18 protein-coding genes are annotated in these 23,339 nt (G+C 68.1%); 9 read left to right on the top strand and 9 right to left on the bottom strand.

Annotated elements, in window-relative coordinates; all coding sequences use genetic code 11:
* Positions 1 to 308 precede the first annotated feature (308 nt).
* Together hrpA and BJ970_RS14335 are read right to left on the bottom strand one after the other, a co-directional pair.
* Positions 309 to 4,253 (bottom strand): ATP-dependent RNA helicase HrpA, encoded by a 3,945-nt coding sequence (gene hrpA / locus BJ970_RS14340; RefSeq protein WP_184726721.1) that lies wholly within the window; start codon positions 4,251 to 4,253, stop codon positions 309 to 311.
* A 102-nt stretch (positions 4,254 to 4,355) separates the two neighbouring features.
* On the bottom strand, positions 4,356 to 5,534 hold the full coding sequence (locus BJ970_RS14335; RefSeq protein ID WP_184726720.1) for a THUMP-like domain-containing protein: 1,179 nt from the start codon (positions 5,532 to 5,534) through the stop codon (positions 4,356 to 4,358).
* A 144-nt stretch (positions 5,535 to 5,678) separates the two neighbouring features.
* Between BJ970_RS14335 and BJ970_RS14330 the strand changes: the two genes are divergently transcribed.
* Positions 5,679 to 7,367 carry a transposase gene (locus BJ970_RS14330; RefSeq protein WP_446689075.1) on the top strand — a complete coding sequence of 563 codons (1,689 nt, stop codon included), beginning with the start codon at positions 5,679 to 5,681 and terminating at the stop codon, positions 7,365 to 7,367.
* Positions 7,368 to 7,773: 406 nt separating this feature from the next.
* Here the strand turns inward: BJ970_RS14330 and BJ970_RS14325 are convergent, their stop codons facing one another.
* The gene (locus tag BJ970_RS14325) at positions 7,774 to 8,556 is read right to left on the bottom strand and encodes an enoyl-CoA hydratase/isomerase family protein (RefSeq protein ID WP_184726719.1); all 783 of its coding nucleotides are present in this window, start codon (positions 8,554 to 8,556) and stop codon (positions 7,774 to 7,776) included.
* 77 nt (positions 8,557 to 8,633) lie between these two features.
* Positions 8,634 to 9,401, bottom strand: a complete 768-nt coding sequence (locus tag BJ970_RS14320) for an ABC transporter ATP-binding protein (protein WP_184729099.1) — start codon at positions 9,399 to 9,401, stop codon at positions 8,634 to 8,636.
* A gap of 483 nt (positions 9,402 to 9,884) precedes the next feature.
* Between BJ970_RS14320 and BJ970_RS14315 the strand changes: the two genes are divergently transcribed.
* The 3 genes from BJ970_RS14315 to BJ970_RS14305 all read left to right on the top strand — a co-directional run bounded on the left by BJ970_RS14315 (position 9,885) and on the right by BJ970_RS14305 (position 12,268).
* The gene (locus BJ970_RS14315; RefSeq protein ID WP_184726718.1) at positions 9,885 to 10,523 is read left to right on the top strand and encodes a cysteine dioxygenase; all 639 of its coding nucleotides are present in this window, start codon (positions 9,885 to 9,887) and stop codon (positions 10,521 to 10,523) included.
* The gene (locus tag BJ970_RS14310) at positions 10,520 to 10,945 is read left to right on the top strand and encodes a rhodanese-like domain-containing protein (protein WP_184726717.1); all 426 of its coding nucleotides are present in this window, start codon (positions 10,520 to 10,522) and stop codon (positions 10,943 to 10,945) included. Before BJ970_RS14315 ends, BJ970_RS14310 begins: the two co-directional genes overlap by 4 nt.
* Before the next feature lie 198 nt (positions 10,946 to 11,143).
* The gene (locus tag BJ970_RS14305; protein WP_312864248.1) at positions 11,144 to 12,268 is read left to right on the top strand and encodes a hypothetical protein; all 1,125 of its coding nucleotides are present in this window, start codon (positions 11,144 to 11,146) and stop codon (positions 12,266 to 12,268) included.
* A 581-nt stretch (positions 12,269 to 12,849) separates the two neighbouring features.
* Here BJ970_RS14305 and BJ970_RS14300 read toward each other — a convergent pair.
* Both BJ970_RS14300 and glgP read right to left on the bottom strand, forming a co-directional pair.
* Positions 12,850 to 13,422 carry a TetR/AcrR family transcriptional regulator gene (locus BJ970_RS14300; protein WP_184726716.1) on the bottom strand — a complete coding sequence of 191 codons (573 nt, stop codon included), beginning with the start codon at positions 13,420 to 13,422 and terminating at the stop codon, positions 12,850 to 12,852.
* 395 nt (positions 13,423 to 13,817) lie between these two features.
* On the bottom strand, positions 13,818 to 16,367 hold the full coding sequence (gene glgP / locus BJ970_RS14295; protein ID WP_184726715.1) for an alpha-glucan family phosphorylase: 2,550 nt from the start codon (positions 16,365 to 16,367) through the stop codon (positions 13,818 to 13,820).
* Positions 16,368 to 16,460: 93 nt separating this feature from the next.
* Here glgP and BJ970_RS14290 point away from each other — a divergent pair, with 93 nt between their 5' ends.
* The 3 genes from BJ970_RS14290 (at position 16,461) to BJ970_RS14280 (ending at position 19,981) form a co-directional block, all read left to right on the top strand.
* Entirely contained in the window at positions 16,461 to 17,714 is a 1,254-nt protein-coding gene (locus BJ970_RS14290; protein WP_184729097.1) for a neutral zinc metallopeptidase, read from the top strand.
* Between the two features lie 338 nt (positions 17,715 to 18,052).
* On the top strand, positions 18,053 to 19,480 hold the full coding sequence (locus tag BJ970_RS14285) for a neutral zinc metallopeptidase (RefSeq protein ID WP_312864247.1): 1,428 nt from the start codon (positions 18,053 to 18,055) through the stop codon (positions 19,478 to 19,480).
* Between the two features lie 87 nt (positions 19,481 to 19,567).
* Positions 19,568 to 19,981: a tyrosine-protein phosphatase gene (locus BJ970_RS14280; RefSeq protein WP_184729096.1), complete on the top strand. Its 414-nt coding sequence runs from the start codon at positions 19,568 to 19,570 to the stop codon at positions 19,979 to 19,981.
* 1 nt (position 19,982) lies between these two features.
* Here the strand turns inward: BJ970_RS14280 and trxA are convergent, their stop codons facing one another.
* The gene (gene trxA, locus BJ970_RS14275) at positions 19,983 to 20,906 is read right to left on the bottom strand and encodes a thioredoxin (RefSeq protein ID WP_221467915.1); all 924 of its coding nucleotides are present in this window, start codon (positions 20,904 to 20,906) and stop codon (positions 19,983 to 19,985) included.
* A 328-nt stretch (positions 20,907 to 21,234) separates the two neighbouring features.
* Here trxA and BJ970_RS14270 point away from each other — a divergent pair, with 328 nt between their 5' ends.
* Positions 21,235 to 21,495, top strand: a complete 261-nt coding sequence (locus tag BJ970_RS14270) for a cousin-of-CoaP protein (protein ID WP_184726713.1) — start codon at positions 21,235 to 21,237, stop codon at positions 21,493 to 21,495.
* Positions 21,496 to 21,562: 67 nt separating this feature from the next.
* Here the strand turns inward: BJ970_RS14270 and BJ970_RS14265 are convergent, their stop codons facing one another.
* The gene (locus BJ970_RS14265; protein WP_184726712.1) at positions 21,563 to 21,865 is read right to left on the bottom strand and encodes an MTH1187 family thiamine-binding protein; all 303 of its coding nucleotides are present in this window, start codon (positions 21,863 to 21,865) and stop codon (positions 21,563 to 21,565) included.
* 143 nt (positions 21,866 to 22,008) lie between these two features.
* Here BJ970_RS14265 and BJ970_RS14260 point away from each other — a divergent pair, with 143 nt between their 5' ends.
* A complete protein-coding gene (locus BJ970_RS14260) occupies positions 22,009 to 22,509 on the top strand; it encodes a MarR family winged helix-turn-helix transcriptional regulator (protein WP_184726711.1) in 501 nt (166 codons plus the stop codon).
* 1 nt (position 22,510) lies between these two features.
* Here the strand turns inward: BJ970_RS14260 and cutA are convergent, their stop codons facing one another.
* Positions 22,511 to 23,314: a divalent cation tolerance protein CutA gene (gene cutA / locus BJ970_RS40410; RefSeq protein WP_184726710.1), complete on the bottom strand. Its 804-nt coding sequence runs from the start codon at positions 23,312 to 23,314 to the stop codon at positions 22,511 to 22,513.
* Between the last annotated feature and the right edge of the window lie 25 nt (positions 23,315 to 23,339).

The raw sequence follows: 23,339 nt of genomic DNA, 5'->3' as shown, positions 1-23,339 counted from the left end.
CTCAAAGGCTTTTCCGGCCGCGATCTCGTCGGAGGGAAGAAATCCGGCTGCTCTCCCCGGATTCCACCCCGTCGAGTGATGCGAACGACTGTTCGAGCGCGAATACTCGATGTTGGGCGGTCCGAAGCACCCAGTCCGCAAAGCGCACGGTCCCAAGCAGACGGCGTTTCGAACGCACCGAAACCCGGCCACCGGTCGCGGGGTGCTCGCCCAAGTCACCAGCACGCATCGCGGAGGGAATCCGTATGAACGTCATGACCGTGTATGCGCGGTTGTCCGGCTCGTCGACACTGGCGACGAGCGTCGGATCAGCTCGCCAACTTGTCCATCTCGCGGTGGATGCGCTTCACCGACACCGGCTCCGACGTGCCGAGCGTCTGCGCGAAAAGGCTCACCCGCAGTTCCTCGATCAGCCACCCGATCCGCCGCAACGGCTCACCCGGGGAACGCCCCTGCGGCACCCCGGCCAGCAGATCCCGATACCGCTGCCGAACCTCGTCCACCTGCTGCATCCAGTCCCGGTCGCGCTGAGGGTGGTACGAGAGCTTGTCCAGCCGCTGCTCGATGGCGCGAAGATAGCGAGTCAGATCGGGCAGCCGCGCAAGCCCGGTCGCGGTCACGAAGCCGGGGAAGAGCAGGCCTTCCAGCTGGGCGTGGATGTCGGAGAGTGCGGCGGCGTGCAGCCCCCTCGGCTGGTCGGCCAGCATCGCCTCGACCCGCTGCGCGACCACGAGAACATTCTCCACTTTGGACACCGCGTCCACGGTGACCGCGCCGAGCTGCGCTCGGACCTTCGACTGGAGGGAGGCGAAGGCCGCCTCGTCCCACACGGGTCCACCGTTGTCGGCCACCAGTTTGTCGACGGCGCAGCGCACGCAGTCGTCGAGCACGGCGGTGAGGTCGCCGTACCGGCTGCTGCCCAGCACCAACCGGGTGGTGCCGCTCAGGCCGCGCTGGATGGACTTCGCCGGCGACGGGACGTTCAGCAGCAGGAGCCGGCGCGTGCCGTCCCACAGCGCGTGCCGCTGCTCCTCTTCGGTGTCGAACATCTGGACCGCGACGCTGTCCCCGTCGTCCACCAGCGCCGGGTACGCCTTCACCGCGTGTCCCGAGCGCTGCCGCTCGAAGGTACGCGGCAGCCGACCGAAGTTCCACGAGCGCAACCCGCGTTGCTCGATGTCGTCGGCGGCGGCGGAGATCTCCGCGCGCAGCTTCGGTTTCAGCCGCTGCTTGAGCGACTCCAGGTCCTTGGACTCGGCGAGTTTTCGGCCCTTGCCGTCCACCACCCGGAAGGTCATCTTCAGGTGGTCCGGCACCCGGTCGAGGTCCCACTCGGAGCGCGGCACCGCGACGCCGGTCATGCTCTGGAGCTGCCGTTGCAGGCCGTCCAGCAGCGAGCCGTCCGGCGAAGCCATCCGGGACAGCGCCGCCTTGGCGAAGTCCGGTGCCGGCACGAAGTTGCGGCGCACGTTCTTCGGCAGCGACTTCAGCAAAGCGGTCACGAGTTCCTCGCGCAGTCCCGGGATCTGCCAGTCGAAACCGTCCGGCTCGATCTGGTTGAGCACCGCCAGCGGGAGGTGCACGGTCACACCGTCGGCGTCGGCACCCGGCTCGAACTGGTAGGACAACGGCAACCGGTGCCCGCCCTGCGGCCAGAAGTCCGGGTAATCGCGGTCGCTCACCGCAGCCGATTCCCGGTTGATCAACATCGACTTCTCGAAGTTGAGCAGGTCCGGCTGCTCCCGCCGAGTCTGCTTCCACCACGCGTCGAAGTGGCTGCCCGAGACGACGTCCGCGCCGATGCGCTGGTCGTAGAACTCGAAAAGCGTCTCGTCATCGACCAGGATGTCGCGTCGCCGGGCCCGCTCCTCCAGGTCCTCGACCTCGTCGAGCATCGCCCGGTTCTCGTGGAAGAACGCGTGCCGGGTGTCCCAGTCGCCCTCCACGAGCGCATGCCGGATGAACAGCTCCCGGCTCAACTCCGGGTCGATGCGCCCATAGTTGACCTTGCGGCCCACCACCAGCGGAATGCCGTAGAGGGTGACGCGCTCGGCGGCGACCACCGCAGCACGGTCCTTCTCCCAGTGCGGCTCGCTGTAGTTGCGTTTGACCAGGTGCTGCGCGAGTTGCTCCACCCAGTCCGGTTCGATGCGGGCCACGATGCGCGCCCAGAGGCGGGAGGTCTCCACCAGTTCCGCGGCCATCACCCAGCGCGGTGGCTTCTTGAACAACGAGGATCCGGGGAACACCGCGAACCGGGCACTGCGCGCGCCCTGGTACTCGTTCGAACCGCGGCCGGGCGGGCTCGACTTCTTCTCGACGTCCTTGAGACCGATCTGCGACAGCAGGCCGGCCAGCACCGACTGGTGGATCCGCGCCGCGTCGGCCTGCTGGTCGCCGAGCGTCATGCCCATCGACTTGACCATCTGCCGCAGCTGGCCGTAGAGGTCCTGCCACTCGCGGACCCGCAGGTAATTGAGGAAGTCGGTACGGCACAGCTTCCGGAACTGGTTGGACGACAGTTCCTTCTGCTGGGTGCGCAGGTACCGCCACATGCCGAGGTAGGTGAGGAAATCGGACTCGGCGTCCTTGTCCACGAAGCGCGCATGCTTCTGATCGGCGGCCTGCTGCTTGTCCGCTGGGCGTTCGCGCGGGTCCTGGATGGACAGTGCGGCGGCGATGACCAGGACGTCGCGCACGCAACCATTGCGGTCCGCTTCGAGCACCATCCGGGCGAGCCGGGGGTCGATCGGCAGCTGCGCGAGCTTGCGGCCCACCGGGGTCAGCCGCTTGTGCAGTTCGGTCTTCGACCGGTCCAGTGCGCCCAGTTCGTGGAGCAGGTTGACGCCGTCGGTGATCTGGCGGCGGTCCGGCGGCTCCAGGAACGGGAAGGACTCGATCTCGCCAAGCCCCAGCGAGGTCATCTGCAGGATGACCGAGGCCAGATGGGTACGCAGGATCTCCGGGTCGGTGAACTCGGGGCGGGACTCGAAGTCCTCCTCGGAGTACAGCCGGAGGCAAATGCCCTCGGAGACCCGGCCGCAGCGCCCCTTGCGCTGGTTCGCCGACGCCTGCGAGATCGGTTCGATGGGCAGCCGCTGAACCTTCGTCCGGAAGCTGTAGCGGGAGATGCGGGCCGTGCCCGGATCGATGACGTACTTGATGCCCGGCACGGTCAGCGACGTTTCGGCCACGTTGGTGGACAACACGATCCGCCGACCGGTGTGCGACTGGAACACGCGGTGTTGCTCGGCGGCCGACAGTCGCGCGTACAACGGCAGGACCTCGGTGTTGCGCAGGTTCCGCTGCTTCAGCGCGTCGGCGGCGTCCCGGATCTCCCGTTCACCGCTGAGGAAGACCAGGATGTCGCCCGGCCCCTCCGCGCTAAGCTCGTCCACCGCATCGCAGATGGCCTGCGTCTGGTCGCGCACCACATCCTCGGTCTCGTCCGAGTCGTCCAGCAGCGGGCGGTACCGCACTTCGACGGGGTAGGTGCGTCCGGAGACCTCGATCACGGGCGCGTCGTCGAAGTGCCGCGAGAAGCGCTCCGGGTCGATGGTGGCCGAGGTGATGATCACCTTCAGGTCCGGGCGGCGCGGCAACAGCTGCTTGAGGTAGCCGAGGATGAAGTCGATGTTCAGGCTGCGCTCGTGCGCCTCGTCGATGATCAGGGTGTCGTAGCGGCGCAGCAGCCGGTCGTGCTGGATCTCGGCCAGCAGGATGCCGTCGGTCATCAGCTTGACCAGCGTGTCGGCGCTGGCCCGCTCGGTGAACCGCACCTGGTACCCGATCGCGCTGCCGAGTTCGCTGTCGAGCTCCTCGGCGACGCGTTCGGCGACCGTGCGGGCGGCCAGCCGCCGAGGCTGGGTGTGGCCGATCATGCCCTGAATGCCACGGCCGAGTTCCAGGCACATCTTCGGCAGCTGCGTCGTCTTACCGGACCCGGTCTCACCTGCGACGATGACGACCTGGTGGTCGCGGATCGCCGCGAGCAGGTCGTCCCGGCGCTGACTGACCGGCAACGCCTCGGGATAGCTGATCTTGGGCACGTTGGCCCGGCGCTGCTCAATCCGGCGCTCGGCAGCCTCGACGTCCCCGGCGATCTCCGCCGTCACGGCCTGCAACGCCTCTGGATCGCGGATTTTGCGGGCACCCTCGATGCGCCGACGCAGCCGACGCTGATCGTGCAGCATCAGCGCTGGCAAACGTTCCCGCAGATCGACGAGCGGAGATTTCACAGACGACGTACCCATACTTCGACCAAGCATAGAGAAAGCGCCGCGCCCCCTGCCTCAGGTTTTCGCCGTGCTCACACCGTGCTCACACGGAAGGGGAAATCGAGTGAGCTAGCGCACTCAAACCCGTTCGGCGTGACACAGGTATGCAATCGCGGCATCGCCGACCCGGCTCAGCACGACGGTCGCTTCCTGCGCGCCCTTCGGCTTGAGCCGCCGGCGCAGCGCGTCCGGGTCCACGTCGAGGCCGCGGACGAGGATTTCGAGTCGGCCCACCCCGTGCTTGCGCACCATCGCGCGCAGCGACTTCTCGTTGTACCGGGCGTGCTCGAAGACCCGAAAGGCGCGAACTCCCGGCGGCGGCTCGTCCCCGGTCAGGTAGGCGATGTGCGGATCGAGTTGGGCAAGTCCGTGCCGCGCGGCGTAGTGCCGGACGAGCCCGGCGCGCACCACCGCGCCGTCCGGGTCGACGATCCACTGCCGCACCTCGACGACCGGGCAGTCGTCCGGCTCCGCGTCGGTGATCGTCCAGGCGGAGCCGTCCGGCCGGAGCACCGATGCCCGCCGCCGAACCCGCCGGTCGGCCAGCCCGCCGAACCACAGCGCGGCTTCCCGGACCTGACCGGACAGCGACACCACCTCGGCCTCGGCGGTGTCCGGAACCGCCGCGAAATCGAGGCCCGGAGCGCACTTCACCACGAGATCACGATGGGCGTACACGTCGAGCAGGTCGTCCAGCGGGGGGACGAGGTCCGCCGGATTCCAGCGCCGCCGACCGGCGTCGTCCCGACGTGCCGGATCCGCGACGACGGCGGTACCTCTGGTCACCGGGCGCAGCGCATCGGCCTCCGCGAGCACCGCCGACCGTCCGGCCACCGCGAGGTTGTGCTGGGCCATCGACAACCGGACCCGATCGACGTCGGAACCCACGCAACGCTCGGCGAACTCGGTCAACGCGACCAGGTCCGCGCCGATGGAACAGGTCACATCGTGCACGTCGCGTCCGGTCAGTCGTTGCGCACGGTGCCGGGCCACCACGCTCGCCGTAGCTTGCTGCAACGCCGCGTCGGTGAACAGCCAGTCAGCGCAATCGTCCAGTTTGGACCGCGCACGACGACGCAACACGGCCGTCTCCAACGCGGCGGCCGCGAACCGCTCGCCGACGAGCTTGCGAGCGGCGGCGACATCGTTGAGCCGCGTCGATGTGGTCAACGCGAGCCCGGAGAGCTCGGCCACGGCGTCCCGGCCAGTCGCCGAGCGCAGGAAGACCACGTCTTCGAGATCGAAACCGTACCCCACCTAAGTTCCTTAACCCCGCTTCTCAAACCGCGCGCCGACACCGAAGGCGCAGTGCGGGCTGGCTAGGTGGCTGGTGTTTTGGGTTGCTAAGGATCGGGGTGTGTCGGTGTTCCGTCGGGGTGATCGTTTGGCAGGATGTCGGGGGTGACGTTGGGACGCGCGCCGCGGCAGGGTGATCTGCTGCGATCGACGGTGGATTACTGTGAGGGCCGGGTCGCGGCGGGTTCGATTTATGGGGTGTTGCATCGGGAGTGCTTCAGTCTGTTCCCGGATGAGATGTTCGCGGATCTGTTCACCGATGTGGGTCGCCGGTCGGTGCCGCCGATGATCGTGGCGGTGGTGATGGTGTTGCAGCGTGTCGAGGGCCTGTCGGATCGGGAGGCGGTGGAGCGGTTCGCATTTGACACGCGCTGGAAGTACGCCGCCGGTGGCCTGGATTTCGACTATCCGGGGTTCGTGCACACCGTGCTGGTGGACATGCGGGCCCGGTTGGCCCGCTCGGCTCGGCCGGACCGGATCTTCGAGACGGTGCTGGATGTCGCGCGTCAGGCGGGTCTGGTCGGGTGCAGGAGGGTGCTGGACTCGACCCCGTTGTATGACGCGGTCGCGACGATGGACACCATCACCCTGATCCGCTCGGCGATCCGTGGTCTGCTGGCCACCGCTGAGGCCGGACTGGCCGCCCGGTTGCGGGCGGTGCTCACCTCCGGAGATGACTACGCCGGAGCGGGCAAACCCCTGATCGACTGGGACGACCAGGCCGCCCGGGAGGCGTTGATCGACTCCCGGGCCCGGGACGGGTTCGCGATGCTGACCCTGATGGAAGGCCAGAAGTGGACCAAGTGCGTGGATGAGGCCGCGCGCCTGCTGGCCACGGTGCTGGGCCAGGACCTGACCGAAGACAGCGACGGGGTGTTCCGGATCGCCCGCCGGGTCGCCCCGGACCGGGTCATCTCCACCGTCGATCCCGAAACCCGCCATGGCCACAAAACGCAGGCCCGCGGTTTCGACGGCTACAAAGGACATCTCGCCATCGACCCCGACAGTGAGATCGTCACCGCCACCGAAGTCACCCCCGGCAACAGCGGCGACGCCGAGACCGCCGAGACCCTCCTGTCCGACATCCTGCCCTCCGAAGCCGAAGCCGAAGCCGAAGCCGAAGCCGAAGCCGAAGCCGAAGCCGAAGCCGAAGCCGAAGCCGAAGCCGAAGCCGAAGCCGAAGCCGAAGCCGAAGCCGAAGCCGAAGCCGAAGCCGGGGATGAGGGTCAGGCCGCGGTATATGGGGATGCGGCCTATGGGGCGGGGGAATTGCTGGAAAGGCTGGACGAGAATGGGATCCACAATGGGCTCAAGGTGCAACCGCCGGCTGCGGTGAAAGGCCATTTTCCCAAGGACCGTTTCGATATCGACCTTGAGCAGCAGACCGTGACCTGCCCGGCCGGGCATACCGCACCCATTCGCGCCCGTGAGCGTCACGCTGGGGCGGCCAACTTCGGCGTCGTGTGCGCCACCTGCCCGCTGGCCGCACAGTGCACCACCGCCAAGACCGGCCGCACCATCACCATCAGCCCCCACGAAGCCGCACTGGCCGCCGGTCGTGCCCGCCAGACCGACCCCGCCTGGAAGGCTGACTACCGCGCCACCAGGCCCAAAGTCGAACGCAAGATCGGCCACCTGATGCGCCACCGCCACGGCGGACGACGGGCCCGTGTCCGAGGACTGCGGAAAGTGGCCGCTGATTTCTCGCTGCTGGCCGCCGCGGTCAACCTCGCTCGACTGGGCGTGCTCGGGATAACCCGCAAGGCAGGCGGATGGGCCGTGACGACCGCCTGACCAGACCAACGCCCAGCCCATCACCAACACCACACGTCCTCCCCACCGATAACCGGCACACGCGACACACAAACCCACCGACCACACTCGAAAACGATCGGCAATCACACCCACCGCCCGCCACGCTAAGACCAGAGCAAACACCTCAAAACCCCGTTCGACACCAGCCACCTAGGACCCTGTTCTACACGGCGGCAGCCGCTTGCGGTGAGGGATTCAGCTTGCACCTCCGCGGGTGCTCAGAGGTCTTCTCACGAGGACAGACCCGACGTGGTGCGGCATTCACGTCTTCGGGGCTCCCACAGCGGCCTCTGAGGTTCCGCTGCCCGTACCTACGCAAAACACTTTCGGACCAGTTTTCGGGGAGGTAAGCGGTCACCACTCGTTCCGTCCGGCCCTGCCGGAGTCAGTTCCCGGTGAACTTCGCCTTCCCCGGCCCATTCTCGATGAAGGAGCGCATCCCGATCTTCTGGTCCTCGGTGGCGAAGGTACCCGCGAACAGATGGGTCTCCAGCTGCAGCCCGCTTTCCAGGTCGAGATCCAGCCCGCCGTCGATCGCCGCCTTGGCCGCGGCCAGCGCGCGAGCGGCACCGCCGGTGAACTGCTCGGCCCAGCGCCGAGCCGCCGCGTACACCTCGTCAGGGGCCACCACCTCGTCGATCATGCCCAGCGAAAGCGCTTCCTGGGCCTCGACGAAACGACCGGTGTAGACGATGTCCTTCGCCTTGCTCGGCCCGATAAGGCGGGCGAGCCGCTGCGTGCCGCCGGCACCGGGGATCACGCCGAGCAGGATCTCCGGTTGACCAACCTTGACGTTCTCCCCGGCGATGCGCCGGTCGCAGCTCAGCGCCAGTTCGAACCCACCGCCGAGGGCGTACCCGGTCAGGGCTGCCACGGTCGGCTTCGGGATGGCCGCGACATGGCGTATCGCATCCGACAGGCCGCGCTCTTCCTTGCGAGCCATGTCGGTGTAGGACATCTCGGCCATTTCCTTGATGTCCGCGCCCGCCGCGAAGACCTTCTCCCCGCCGTAGACGATCACGGCGCGAACCTCGGGGTGCTCTGCGGCCTCGATCGCGGTCTCCCGCAGCTCGGTCTCGATCTGCCGGTTCAACGCGTTCATCGGCGGCCGATCCAGCCGGATCGTCCCGACCGCGCCGTCCACCTCAAGCCTGACGAACTCGCCCACGCAGCAACCTCCTCATCGAACCGCCACTCTGCGGGGAGGTTATCGCGCCCCGTCCGCCCGGCGCTGTGTCACGGGTCTCAGCCGCGTCGGCGGGCGAAGTACCGCGCGCCGCTGCGCTGCAGTTCCAGGTCCTGGTCGAAGGTCTTGGACAGGTTGTCCTCGGTGAGCACGTCGTCCAGCAGACCCTGCGCGACGATGTTTCCCTCGCGCAGCAGCAGGCCGTGGGTGAAGCCCGGGGGGATCTCTTCGACGTGGTGGGTGACCAGTACCGATGCGGGCGCGTCCGGGTCCATGGCCAGCGCGGACAGCCGCGCTACGAGGTCCTCCCGGCCACCCAGGTCCAAGCCCGCAGCCGGCTCATCCAGCAGCAACAGCTCGGGATCGGTCATCAAGGCCCTCGCGATGGTGGTGCGCTTGCGCTCCCCCTCGGACAACGTCGCGTACTCGCGCTCGGCGAGGTGTGCGACGCCAAGCATGTCCAGCAGTTCCGCCGCGCGGTCGGTGTCCATCGCCTCGTATTCCTCGTGCCACCGGCCGAGCACCGAGTACCCGGCGCTGACCACTACGTCGCGGACCAGTTCGTCGCCGGGAATGCGGGCCGCCAGGGCCGCCGAGCACAGTCCGATGCGGGGACGGAGGTCGAACACGTTGGTCTTGCCGAGCCGCTCGCCGAGCACGTCGACGCTGCCCTCGCTCGGGTGCATCTCGGTGCTGGCCATCTTCAGCAGGGTCGTCTTGCCCGCCCCGTTGGGGCCCAGCACGACCCAGCGCTCGTCGAGCTCCACCGACCAGTTCACGTCGGCCACCAGCGTGGTCTTGCCTCGCCGGACACCGACGCCATCCATCCGGATGACCAGGTCGTCCACGTCTACCTCCCAGCCGTGACTGACCGCAGCGACGCGGCGACGCGCCGGCGGTTCGTCTCCGTCCGGACCGCCGCAGGTGTCCGGCAGGTCCCCTCGGCCACCCATTGTTCCGTCTCCACCTGCGGAGGCTGCGGCCGGGAGCATCCTGCGCTCAACCGGCCCGGTGGTCCTGTGACCGAGCGAACACCGGGTGCCCAGATACCGGGACGACCCCGGGCATGCTGGCACGACCGGCGGAGCCGTGCCACGATCGCTGATGTGTCCGATTCGTTGCTCACCCGCGATCGTGTGACCGACCTGTTCCTGGTCGTCACTTCCGCCTGTCGCTGAAGCGGTCCGGCACCGCATTCCCAGGCTTTCATCGCGCGGCCCGACGAATCCATCCACCGAAAACCACCCCGGCTTGTCGCGGGGTGTGCGTGTCGTGCCGTGCGCACCACAAGACACCAACTGGAGACACGCATGAGCGCTGTGCGACAGCACCCGCCCAACAACCAGCCGTCCATCCTCCTGTCCGAGTACACCCCGACGGAGCCCGTCCCCGAACCGGGCGCGCTGGAACTGCACCCCGGGCTCGACCTCCCGCTGCTACACGACCTGATCCGCCCCGACCATTTGTTGTGGACGCCGCGCGAACTGCGCGACCTCACCGGCTTGGTCACCTCCGAACTGACCGGGCCGCTGCTCGACATCGTCCGGGTTGATGACGAACAACGGTGGTGGGCCAAGCTCGCCCTGACCGCAGGTGTCGAGCTGTGGTTGCTGACGTGGGCGCCCGGTCAAGGCACCGAGCCGCACGATCACGGCGGCGCGTCCGGATCGTTCTCCGTGCTGTTCGGCGCGCTTCGAGAGGACTACCGGTATCCCGCTGGCCCGATCCGCACCGTGCACCACGACGTCGGTTCGAGTGTCGGGTTCGGCAGCGGTCGCGCCCACCAGGTCCGCAACGTCAGTTCGGTGAACTCGGCGAGCGTGCACGCGTATTCGCCGCCGCTGCTGCCGGTCCGCTATTACTCGGACTTGGCCGCTGTGCAACCGGTGCCGCCACAGCAAGCGCACGCACTGCGGCCGAATGCACCACAGCCGAAGGAACTCGGATGAGCGAAAGCCCGATACAACGACAAAGCAGCGTCACGACCGGCCCGTTCGGCATAGAACACCTGCTGGCCGAATCACGCGCGAAGCTCACGCGGGTTTCCCCGTGGGAGGCACTCGCGGTGCAGCAGCAGGGCGGCCTGATCATCGATATCAGGCCGCAGTCCGATCGGCTCGCCGAAGGCGAGATCCCCGGCGCGCTGACCGTCGAGCGAATCGTGCTGGAGTGGCGGCTGGACCCGGCCGGTGGCCACCGGCTGGGCGGCCTGCATCCCGACCGCCCGGTCGTCCTGGTTTGCAACGAGGGCTATGCCTCCAGCCTCGCCGCCGCCCAAGCGAAGGGGCTCGGCCTGACCAAGGCCACCGACCTCGCCGGTGGCTTCCGAGCCTGGAAGGCCGCCGGCCTCCCGGTCACGACCAGCTCCTAACGCCCGCACCCCGTTGCGAGCAAGGGAACCTTCCTGTCACAAGTGACAGGAAGGTTCCCTTGCTCCGATTAGGCGGTGCGATCGCGACGAAACGTCTTCACGGGTATTCACCTGGCCAAACGGCATATCTGCGGGGACCGTGTCCCGTAGGCTTCCCACCTTGTGCGAGCTCAGAGTCTCTTGTTCCGCCCTTGGTTCGTGACCGCCGTCGTGGGCGGGTTCGTGGTAGCGGCCGTGGAGCTGGTCGCGGGCACCGGCCCGACCGGCCCGGCCATTGGCTGGCTGGGCGCCCTGGCCGGGGTGATCTTGCTGCCGATGGCCACGCAGCTCGGCTTGCTCGCGGGTTCGGTGGTGTTCGGACTGCGCGTCCGGCACGTGATCTTCGGCGCAATGCGGGAAGTCGCGTCGCGCAAGTTCGGTCGCGTGACTTTCACGATCCGCTCGCTGCCGGTCACCTTGCGCTGCCAGATCGGTCCGTGGCGGTCTCCGGTGATCCTGCGGTGCTGGTTGGCCGGTTTGCTGTCGGCGCTGGCGGGTGTGGCGGTGGTCGCGGCGGGCTGGTTACTCGCCGACGGACCGTTCGGTCGCGGCTTCGTAGTCGCCGCGACCCCGCTCATGCTTTACAAGTTGTGGCCGAAGCGGGTTCCGCTGACCACCTCGACCGGCTGGCTGCTCTTCTCGCTGCCTCGAATGCGAGACCCCGAACGCTCCGAGTTCCTAGCCGCGCCGCTGGCCGCCCGCGCGTACGAGGCCCTGCGGGAAGGCGCTATCGAGCGCGCACAGACCCACGCCGACGAACTGGCCACGCAGTACCCGGGTTTGAATGCCACGGTCTCGTGCCAGATCGCCGTGATGGAGTCCCGTGGCGAATACGCGCCGGGCGTCATGCTGCTGCTGAAGTTCCTGGCGGAGAACGACGAGATCCCGCCGCGCAAGATGTCCTACCTGCTGGCCGGTTTGGCCGGTCTCGGGTTCAAAGCGGTGGAAGCCGGTCAGCTGCCAGCGGAAACCTTGTTGCCGACCGCGAAGAAGGCGCTCAACGACGCGATCCGGCTCGGTTATCCCGAGTTCGAGCTCAGCGGCGCCAACGGACTGCTCGCGCTGATCGAGGGCGACGCGGACAATGCCGTCCGGCTCGCCGCGACTGGTGCCGAGTACAACCACTCCCCGCTGTCACGTGCCGACGACTTCGCCACGCTCGCCCGGGCGCACATGGCATGCCACGACAACGCGTCCGCGCGAGTTGCGTTGGCGAAGGCCGAAGAATTGGCCCCGTGGTCACCTCGGGTCACCGAGACCCGCCAACGACTTTCCGTGGCATAAGCCGCACAGTGCGGTTTTAGCACCGACTTCCGTGCGGTTCGTCTCGCCGAGGTCGTGTCCCGAGGCGGCCCCCGCGAACTCCGCACTCAGTCTGCCCGATTCACGGCGATGGCGCTCAACCCCACCAGGTCGGCCTCCGAAGCGAGCAGTTCAGCCCTAACGGCAGGATGGACACCAAGACGCCGCCGCGACGCAGCCCGCGCGGTGAACGGGATAGCCGGTAATCCACAGTGGACCTTTTCGGACACGAAAGCGCGTCCGGGCCACTACCGCCTCGACGACGCCAGAGACGTCCCAGCCAACGACGAACGGGGGTGCCGAGAAACAACTTGTGAGGTGGTGCGCCCCGGATTTCCACCGAACCAACGCAATCGGTGCCCCACGCGCTTGCTTTGACCCGGCACCCGCATCGCGTCGATCCGCACCGGAGTTCAGAGGTCGCCACCCAGGTTCGCCACGGTCGCATTGCAGCGCCAACGCACCCGCACACCGCGATCGGCGTCCCACCCCTTGCCTACCGCCGCACCCGCCGCGCCAGCGCGGGGGCCGGCGAGAAAGGCAGGTCCGGTCCTTTCGTCTGGTCAGCGAGGCTCGGTGAGGCGCTCGACGGCTTTTCGGGCGGCCGCCTGCAGGGCTTCCGGCTTCGCGTCGCGCAGCATCATGCGGCGCAGCTGCGGTACGGCCAACGGCCAACTGATCATCCCGATCGACAGCAGCGCGAGCATGCCTGGGTCGAATTCGTCGGTCACCTCGCCGCTTTCCTGGGCGCGACGGACGTTATCGGTCCGCTCCCGGTAGTGCGTGCTGCGCTCGGAGTCGGTGATGACCCCGGACTCGCCGCGTTCCAAAGACTCCCACAGCAACAGCCGCAACACATGCGGGTTCTTGACGTGGTACGTGGCGAGCCGGTCGACGTAACCGGGTAGGTCGTCGCCCTCGATCGGGACTTCGGCGGCCAACTCGTCCATCGTTCGTTTCAGCACCGCCGAGAAGAGCTCGTCCTTGCTACCGAAGTAGGCGTAGATCAGCTGCTTGTTCGCCCGCGCCTGCTGCGCGATCCGGTCCACCCGCGCACCGGCGATGCCGTAGGCGGCGAACTCGACGATCGCCGCCTCGAAGATCCGTGCTTTGGTGGCTTCGGCACTACCGGGCACAACCAAACTGTACTCCCGAACTGCCACTACCTGCCGTCGATGCCGGTCGTTTCGGACCTCCCCGGCTGCCTGAGCGGCCTGCCGAGACCTTCGCCTGGCACCGGGCGCTCGTGGACGTCTCGTCGGCGAAAATGGTCAACCCCTCGCGGTCCAGCCGCAGGGTTTGCGTTCCCCGGCCCGCAATTCGGTGGGCGCCGGCACCGACGCGAAAGCCCGCCAACCGACGAAGACAGCTCCCGTCATCCCCAGGACCAGGGCCGCTTCGGCCGCAACCGCTGCTGGCCCCCTTCTGTCCTACGGATACTCCTCATGCGCGGACACTATCGACCCGCATACCGCCGAAAGTGGTCATCGGACTAACTCACCCGGCAAAGGCGCGCGAAAGTCCTGCCTGCTCAGCCTGCAAGGACGACCTTGCCCAGTTCGGCGGGGCCGGACAGCAGCGGGTGCCGGGGCAGGACGCGGACGGTGTAGCCCGCGGGTCCCGCGTGCGGGAGGGTCACCGTCGCCTCGTAGCGGCCGTCCGCTACCGGGTGCATCGACTCGGTGATGAAGTCGTGCAGCACGTCGGAGTCGTCCACCCGGCCGACCACCACCTCAACATCCACATCGGACGGATCGAGTCCGGCCAGGTCCACCCGCGCCCGCACCGTGACCTGCCCGCCAAGCAACGGCGTGCCGTTGCTGGGGGACATCTCGGTGTCGCTGATCCGAACCCAGGTCCAGGCGGCCTGCAACCGGGCGCAGTAGTCGGCGATCTCCCGCGCGCCGCGGAACCCATCCGCGGCGACGGCCCGCACCGACTGCGCGGCCGGTGTGTAGTGTTTGTCTACGTACTCGCGGATCATCCGCGACGCCTGCACGCGTGGGCCAAGTGTCGCCAGCGTGTGTCGCACCATCGACATCCACTTGCCCGGCACCCCGTCGGTGTTGCGTTCGTAGAACGTCGGTGCCACATGTTCGGAGATCAGCTCGTACAGCGCCGCGGACTCCAGGTCGTCCCGCCGGTTCGGGTCGCCGACCCCGTCGGCGTTGGGGATCGCCCAGCCGTTGTGGCCGTCGTACATCTCGTCCCACCAGCCATCTCGCACCGACAGGTTCAGGCCGCCGTTGAGCGCCGCCTTCATCCCCGAGGTGCCGCACGCCTCCAGCGGGCGCACCGGGTTGTTCAGCCACACGTCGCAACCGGACACCAGGTATCTGGCCACCGACATGTCGTAGTCCGGCAGAAACACGATCCGGTGCCGCACGTCGGCCTGGTCGGCGAACCGCACGATCTTCTGGATCATCGCCTTGCCGCCCTCGTCGGCCGGATGCGACTTCCCGGCGACCACGATCTGCACCGGGCGGTCGGCGTCGAGGAGCAGTTCCCGCAGCCGCTCGGTGTCGCGCAACATCAGCGTTGCCCGCTTGTAGGTCGGGACTCGGCGGGCGAATCCGATGGTGAGCACGTCCGGGTCGAAAACCGCGTCGCACCAGCCGAGCTCCAGGTCCGAGGCGCCGCGCCGCAGCCACGCCGCACGCAGCCTGCGCCGCACCTCGTCGACCAGCCGCTGGCGCAGCGAACAGCGCAGCTCCCACAGCAGCGAGTCGCTGACCGGTTCGATGCCGCGCAGCCCGGCCCCGCTGTCCATTTCGGACTCGCCGAGCAGTTTGCCGAGTTCCCGCGCCGACCAGGTCGGGCCGTGCACCCCGTTGGTCACCGAGCGGATCGGGATCTCCTCGGTGCCGAAGCCCGGCCACAGGTTGCGGAACATCTTGCGGATGACCTTGCCGTGCAGCTCGGAAACTCCATTGGCGCGCTGCGCGAGCCGCAAGCCCATGTGGGCCATGTTGAACATGCCCGGGTTTTCCTCAGCCCCTAGGGCCAGCACCCGGTCAGTGGGGACCCCGGGCAGCAGCGCCTGGGCGGAACCGTCGCCGAAGTAGTGCCGGACCAGGTCCACCGGGAAGCGGTCGATCCCGGCCGGGACCGGGGTGTGCGTGGTGAACACCGTTCCGGCACGCACCGCGGCGAACGCCTGGTCGAAGTGCAGACCCGGGTCTTCCTGCAGTTCCCGGGCCCGTTCCAGGCCCAGGAAACCGGCATGGCCCTCGTTGGTGTGGAACACCTCGGGCTGCGGGTCGCCGGTCAGCTCGCAGTAAGCGCGAACCGCGCGCATGCCGCCGATGCCTGCCAAGATCTCCTGGCGGATCCGGTGCTCCGCGTCGCCGCCGTAGAGCCGGTCGGTGGTGCCGCGCAGGTCCTCGTCGTTCTCCTGAAGGTCGCTGTCCAACAACAGCAGCGGAACGCGGCCGACCTGCGCCTTCCAGATCCGGGCGTGCAAGGTGCGCCCGGCGGGCATCGCGACCCGCACCAGGAGCGGCCGCCCGGACGGCTCGGTGAGCATCTCCAGCGGCAGACCGCGCGGGTCCAGCACCGGATAGTGCTCGACCTGCCAGCCCTCGGACGACAGCGACTGCCGGAAGTACCCGGACCGGTACAACAGCCCGACCCCGATCATCGGCACGCCCAGGTCGGAGGCCGATTTCAGGTGGTCGCCAGCCAGCACGCCGAGTCCGCCCGAGTAGTTAGGCAGGGCCTCGGTGAGGCCGAACTCCATCGAGAAGTAAGCGATCGAGGTGGGCAGCCCGGCGCCTTCGTCCTGCCGCTGCTGGTACCAGCGCGGCACCGTCAGATACCGGCGCAGGTCGTCGTCGACGGCCCTGGTGCGAGCCAGGAAGTCCTGGTCACCGGCAAGGTGCCGCAACCGTTCGGCGGGCACCTCGGCCAGTAGCCGCAGCGGATCCGCGCCAACCGCCGACCACACCTGCGGGTCGACAGCCGCGAACAGGTCCTGGGTCGGCGGATGCCAGGCCCAGCGAAGGTTGGTCGCCAGCGTGCCCAGTGCGCTCAACGGCTCGGGCAGGTGCGCACGCACGGTGAAGCGGTGAACGGCTCTCACAGCAGCGGACCATATCTCGGACCGGCCCGGTGCGTGCGGACGTACCAGTCCCGCTGGCACCCCGCCACCGATGGGAAGCTTGGCAACGTGCGCATGCTTGGACTGGTGGCGTTGGTGATCATGCTCTGCGCTGGTGCTTGCACGTCGGCGCCACCGGAACCGGCTCGTGTGGCTGATCACACCGTCGACCCGTCGTTCGTACACGGCACTGACCAAGGCGAGACCGACCGCCTCGCCGCGACAGTCGTCACTGACGCGCAGAAGTACTGGGCCATGCAGTTCCCGGCGACGTTCGGCGCGCCGTGGCGGGACCTCGACGGCGGGTTCTTCTCTGTCGATGCCAATGGCACCGGCGCCCCGCCACCTTGTGCGGGCGATGTGCACGACATCGAAGGCAACGCGTATTACTGCGCCACTGTCGATGCCATTGCTTGGGACCGCTCAGCGCTGCTACCCGTCCTGCGTGAGCACTACGGGGACGCGTCGGTCGCAGTCGTGCTTGCGCACGAGATCGGACACGCGGTGCAACAGCGCGCCGGAATGGACGCCAGTGGCGGTGCCGTGCGTCTTGAACACATGGCCGACTGCTACTCGGGGTCGTTCATCAGCTGGGTCGTCGACGGCCATTCCGAGCACCTGCACATCAGCCCCGAACAACTGGACAGCGCAATGCGCGCGCTCACCGTCTTCCGCGACCCGGTGAGCCCCAACCGCACGAAGGACACTGATGCGCACGGCACCGCTTTCGATCGCATCTCGGCTTTCCAGAGCGGTTTCGTCGAAGGACCGCGACGATGCGCGGACGTGACCGGAAAATCGCTGGCCGCACCGGCGCCCGACAATCCCAACATGCCGCTGGACGATGCCATGCGCACCGACCACGTGTCCGCCTACTTCCGCGATCTCGTCGCGCGGCGCGGCGGGCAGTGGACCCCGCCGGTCGTCCGCGCCGCTCCCGGATGCCCGGAAGCGAGCGGCCCCGCCGCGTTCTGCGCGCAGCCTCCGACAGTTGTCGTGGACCGCGCAGCGCTCTCCGAGCCGTACCGCAGCATCGGCGACCAAGCCGTTACCACCCTGCTCGTTTCCCGGTTCGCGCTGGCGGCCCTGACCGAGATGGGCCGACCCACCACCGGAGCCGAAGCGGGCAAGCAGATCGCCTGCCTCACCGGCGCGTACACGGCCGCACAACCGGCGTTGTCGCCGGGCGATCTCGATGAGGCCCTTGAGATCGTGCTCGAATCCGACGCCGTCTCCCGCGATGCGCACGGCACGAATTCGCTGACTGGATTCGACCGGGTCGCGGCCTTCCGCACCGGCGCGGTCGGCGGCGCGCCGGCATGCGGCTAACCAGAAACACGCATCACAAACCACCCGCGCCGGATGCTCCCGCGCGACCGAAGCAAGGGAACCTTCCTGCCACCACACCCCGCCAAACGCAAGCAAGGGAACCTTCCTGCCACCACACCCCGCCAAACGCAAGCAAGGGAACCTTCCTGTCATCGGGAGAACCAGGGATCGGTCGAGATCGCCCGTGGAGTCGATCAGTAGCAGATAGGCTGCTTCGGGCACCGGGCCGCGCAGGGACCGGCTCGGCGGCGGCAGCAGGACTTCGGCCAGCAGGATGGGGCACGTCAGTGGTACCGGTATCGAGAACAAGCCGACGGCGCAAGCGGATCCTCAGCACCGTGGTCTCCGTGCTCGCGTGCGCCGCGCTGGTCGGCGGGTGTTCGCGAGCGATCAGCGGCATCCCCACGACGCTCGGCGGCTACTCGACCACTGATGTGGCGGGGCTGCCCGCCGCCAACGGCCCGAGCGGCCCGAAGGAGGGCGCGCCGGAGTCGCCCCTGAAGGTCGAGGGCACGGACAACGGTGCGATGGACAAGCTCGCGCGCAACGCGGTCGCCGATATCGACGCCTACTGGACCGCGACCTTCCCAAAGGCATTCCCGGGCAAGCGGTTCGAGCCGGTCAAGCGGCTGGTCTCCTACGACTCGGCGGGCCCGGGCGTCCAGCTGTGCAGGGAGAACACCGCGGGCGTGGTCAACGCCTTCTACTGCTCATCGGAGGACTTCGTAGCGTGGGACCGCGGCACCCTGCTCCCGCAGCTCAACAACAGTTTCGGGCCAATGGCCGTGGTGACGGTGCTCGCGCACGAGATGGGGCACGCCGTGCAGCACCGCGCGGGCACGGTCACTTCGAACGACCAGGTGATCGTGCTGGAGCAGCAGGCGGACTGCTTCGCCGGCGCGTATTTCCGCCACGTCGCCGAGGGTTCCTCGGAGTACTTCCGGGTTTCCACCGGGCAGGGCCTCAATGAGGTCATGGGGGTGCTGAACTTCATCCGGGACTCGCCCGGCGATTCCGACTTCCGGGACGGAAACGCGCACGGCAGTGCCTTCGACCGGGTCACGGCGTTCCAGTACGGCTTCAGCGAAGGCCCGCAGCGTTGCGCCAAGATGGATTTCAACGACGTCCAGAATCGCACCACGCTGTTCCAGGCCTGGAAACCCATCCAGAAGGCGGACACCGACCTCCCGGTGGACCAGCAAAGTCTCGATGCGGTGGAGAAGAGCCTGCGCGCGGTCTTCCGCGACACCGGCGCGGAGCCACCCAAGATCGTCACGGAGCCCAAGGGGTGCGGCAGCCAGCGGCCCACTTCGCCGGCTTCGTACTGCCCGAACACGAACACCATCTCGTTAGACATGTCCGCCTTGCAGAAGATCGCCCGGCCGCCGAACAAGGACGCGGCGGCCACCGGCTACGGCGATTTCGCCGCATACGCCCAGGTGGCATCCAGGTATGCGCTGGCGGTGCAGAAGGCTGCGGGCCTGCCACTGGACGACGAGCAAACCGGGCTGCGCACTGCCTGCATGGTCGGCGCTTGGAGCGGCCTGCTCGTGGAGGACCCGATCGGCCAACGCAACCCGGTCGGCAACCTGCGGATCGTGCCGGACGACATCGATGAGGGGGTGTCCGCGTTGCTCGGCGAGAAAAGCCTGATCGCCGCGAACGTCAACGGCGACCAGGTGCCCGTCGGGTTCGCTCGGGTGGAAGCCTTCCGGATCGGTGTGCAGGAGGGATTAGCTCCGTGCAGCACCAAGTACGGCGCGTGAGCTGACGGCGAACCGCGGTGTCGTCCGAGGGACTGCACCGCGGCCGGTTTTTCCGACACCGAGTTCTGGGCGCGGTGGGGCGGCGGCATTTCCTGCACTCCGCTGTACTACCAGGCGTTTCTCAACCGGTTCCCGCAGCGCACCGCCGCCGTGTGCAGCGCAATCGCGCAGGCCGAGCCGGGTGGTGTGCTGGTGCACTGCGGCGGCGGCCGGGACCGCACCGGCCTGATCGTGCTGGTCCTGCTTGCCCTGGTCGGCGTCGCCACGGCCGACATCGCCGCAGACCACGCCCTCAGCCACCTTCGCCGCGCCGAACTGTGCGCTCGGGCGGGCCGGGGCGAGGACACCCCGGCGATCGAGCGAATCATCGCCGATAACGGCACGACCGCGCACGACCTCATCGGCGACATCGTGGGCTCGCACGACATGGCTGCGTACCTGCGCTCGGGTGGCCTCCCCGAGACGGGTCTGATCGCCTTGCGCGACCGGCTGCTCGACTAGCTCAGAACAGGGCGCTGGCCAGCGCCCGGCGAGCCACCGCGACCCGCTCGTCGCCGTCGGCGAAGACCTCGAACATCTCGATCAGATGGCGTCGAATCCGGTCCCGGTCGTCGCCGGAGGTGCGCTTGATCGCGCGGATCAGGCGGTCGAAACCCTGGGGGACCCGGCCGATGGCCACTTCGGCGTCGGCGGCGGCGAGCTGCGCGTCGATGTCCTCCGGAGCGGCGTCGGCACGCTCGATCGCGGCCGGGTCGGCCTGCTCTGCACGAGCAGTGAAGCGGACCTGCGCGAGCGCGGCTTTGGCCTGCTCGTTGTTCGGCTCGCTGTCGAGGATCTGCTGGTAGGCGGCCTCGGCGGCGGCGTAGTCACCGCGCTCCAACGCGTCTTCGGCGGCGGTGAACCGCGGGTCCTCGGGCTCCTCGGCAGCGGGCTCGGCGCCTTCCTCGGCGGCCCTGATGCCGGGCAGCTGGTCGCGCAGGGCGTTGAGCAACGAATCGATCCACTGCCTAATCTGCGGTTCCGGCTGGGCACCGGCGAAGGCGTCTACCGGCTGCCCGCCGGCGATGGCGATCACCGTGGGCACCGACTGCACCTGGAACAGCTGCGCGATCCGCGGGTTTGCGTCGACATCGACCTTGGCCAGCACCCAGGCGCCGTTGCCTTCCCGGGCGAGCCGCTCTAGCACCGGCGAAAGCTGCTTGCACGGCCCGCACCAGGTCGCCCACAGGTCGACGACCACGGGCACCTGCATGGACTTGTCGACCACCTCGCTCTGGAAGGTGGCCTCGGTGACCTCGACGACCGCGGCATCCGCCGACGCGGCACCGCCGTCGCCGTTGGCATTTGCCTGAGCGGCGCGAGCGGTCGCTTCGGCCCGGTTCTTCAGGGCCGACAGGTCGATTGCGCCCGCCATCGCGGCGGACATCGCTGCTGCGTTCTGGCGTGGATCCGGCCTCGTCACCTCTCCATCCTGACACGTCCCACCGATCGCGTGGTGGCTGGGCGGTACATGTTTCGCGGTCCGCGAACCCCGACTAACCGGAGTCGACACGCCGACGAGGGCCCTTGATCAAATCGAAGAAGTGAACACCAGTCACCTGAACCGGTGACCTAGTCCGTTCACCCCTAAGGTCCAGCGACCGTGATCGCCGAAGGGGGAACTGAGCCCGCGAGGGACGGTTGTCTTGTCGCGGGCTGCGGGACCTCCGATTGGGGGACCTCCAGTCAGTAGTTCCAACGAGAGGTACAAGACAGTGCGTATTGCAACCCGTGTTGCCGGTGTCACCGGTGCCGCCGCCCTCGGCGTTATCACCCTCGGCACCGCCGCGTTCGCGGACAGCGCCAGCAACGAAGGCATCAACTTGGTTGACGACAACAACGCCAGCGTTGCCCCGGTGCAGCTGTGCGGCAACAACGTCGGCGCCGCGGTCGGCGTCGTCGTGCCGGTCCTGTCGCCGCAGGCCAACAACTGCGTCAACGCGCCGGTCGTGGACCACCCGAAGGCCGGGAGCTGACGGGGTGGTTGTCGGACCGGGGGTGGCCTCCTGGCCGCCCCCGGTCTTGGGCTGTTCGGAAACACCCCTACTCCCCGCTCAGGTGCTCCTCGACTCGCCGCACCTTCGCGTGCAGTTGGTCAGTGTGCCCGGGGCGGATATCGGCCTTGAGCACCAGGCTGGTACGCGGTGCGTTAGCCGATACCGCCTCGGTGGCGCGCTTCACCACATCCATCACCTCGTCCCACTCCCCTTCGATCGTGGTGAACATCGAGGTCGTCTCGTGCGGCAAGCCGGAGTCCCGCACCACCTTCACCGCGGCCGCGACCGCTTCGCTGACACTGTCGCTGTCCCCGGCCCCGCTCGGGGCCACGCTGAACGCCACCAGCACGTTTGCTCCTCCAATCCGGTCCGGCGGCGACATCCGCCGACCGACACGATCATGCTCGACACCGAAGCGACTTCGCAGATTTCACAAATCGCAGCAACCACGGCCATGAACCAACCGGGTTACCGCTGCTAGCGTCGAGCACCATGAGCACCCGTAGTCCACTGCCCTTCGACCCCATCGCTCGCGCGGCCGAGATCTGGGCCGACCGGGTGGGCCCGTCGACGACGATGGCCGCGGTGACGAGCGTGATGCGGGTCCAGCAGATCCTGCAATCGGCGGTTGACAACGCGTTGCGACAGCACAACCTGACCTTCGCCCGCTACGAGGCGCTGGTGCTGCTGGCCTTCTCCCGGCGCGGCAGCCTCCCGATGCGCGTGATGGGCGACCGGCTCCAGCTGCACCCGACCAGCGTCACCAACATCGTCGACCGGCTGGAGCAGGACGGCCTGGTGCGGCGGCTGCCGCACCCCACGGACCGCCGCACCACCCTGGTGGAGATCACCGAGGACGGTCGCGACCTGATGAAGAAGGCGACTGAGTCGGTCATCGAGGTCGACTTCGGGCTGCGCGGCATTACCGAGCGCCAGACCCAGCAGCTGACCGAGCTGCTCGGCAAGGTGCGGCACGCGGCCGGCGACTTCTGAGTCAGTTCAACTCGCGCAGAACATAGCGGACGCGGCCCCAGAACGTCGGCTCGCCGGAGTCCGACTCGGTCAGCAGCTCGCGCCGGTTGGCCCAGCGCTCGAACCACACCGACGCCAGCGGCGGGATCGACGCCACCAGCGCCAGCACCAGCACCGCGAACCGCCAGCGCAGCGGACTGAACACGACGAGGCAGGTCACCACGTAGGCGGTGAAGACCAGCCCGTGGATCCAGCCCATGACCGTCACGCCGAGCGGCTGCTGCAGGCCGTACTTGAACGCCATCGCCACCAGCAGACCGACCCACGAGACCGCCTCAGCGATCGCCACTGCCCGAAACCACCCGGCATACGTACGCGGCACGTCACACCCACTTCCGTTCCAACGGCACCCCCTGCGAGTCTGCCGGGTGTCGCCGCTCACACCGATCCCGGTCCACCGGACACGGGTCTGGTCCTCAGCCCAGGGCAAGTAGGCGGCATTGCCGCCGATGATCGGGGGAGTGATGATCTCCGGCAGGTCGCAGCCGTGGCTGGCCTGGAGGTGCTCGATCAGTGCGCCCAGCCGCCTAGCCGCAGTCTTCGGTTCTGCACGGCGTTGAACGCGTGGCGGTGTGCGCAGCCACCGGCGACTCGGCCGCGTAGAACGAGGCGAGGATGCTCTGCCCGCAACTCGAAATTTCCCCGCTGAACACCCCCACCTGCGGAAACCGTAACCAGGCTCGGCCCGATGGAGTGCTTTTGAACGAAGAAGTCCTCCGGCCTCCGGAGATCGGCCTGACGTGGCAGGCGCCCAGGGCCCGCTCAACGTAGTGCTGCTACACCCACGGATA

The sequence above is a fragment of the Saccharopolyspora phatthalungensis genome, assembly GCF_014203395.1.
GTDB classification, from domain to species: domain Bacteria; phylum Actinomycetota; class Actinomycetes; order Mycobacteriales; family Pseudonocardiaceae; genus Saccharopolyspora; species Saccharopolyspora phatthalungensis.
The sequence above is the reverse complement of the archived record's forward strand: the minus strand, read 5'-3'. Positions and strand labels throughout refer to the sequence as shown.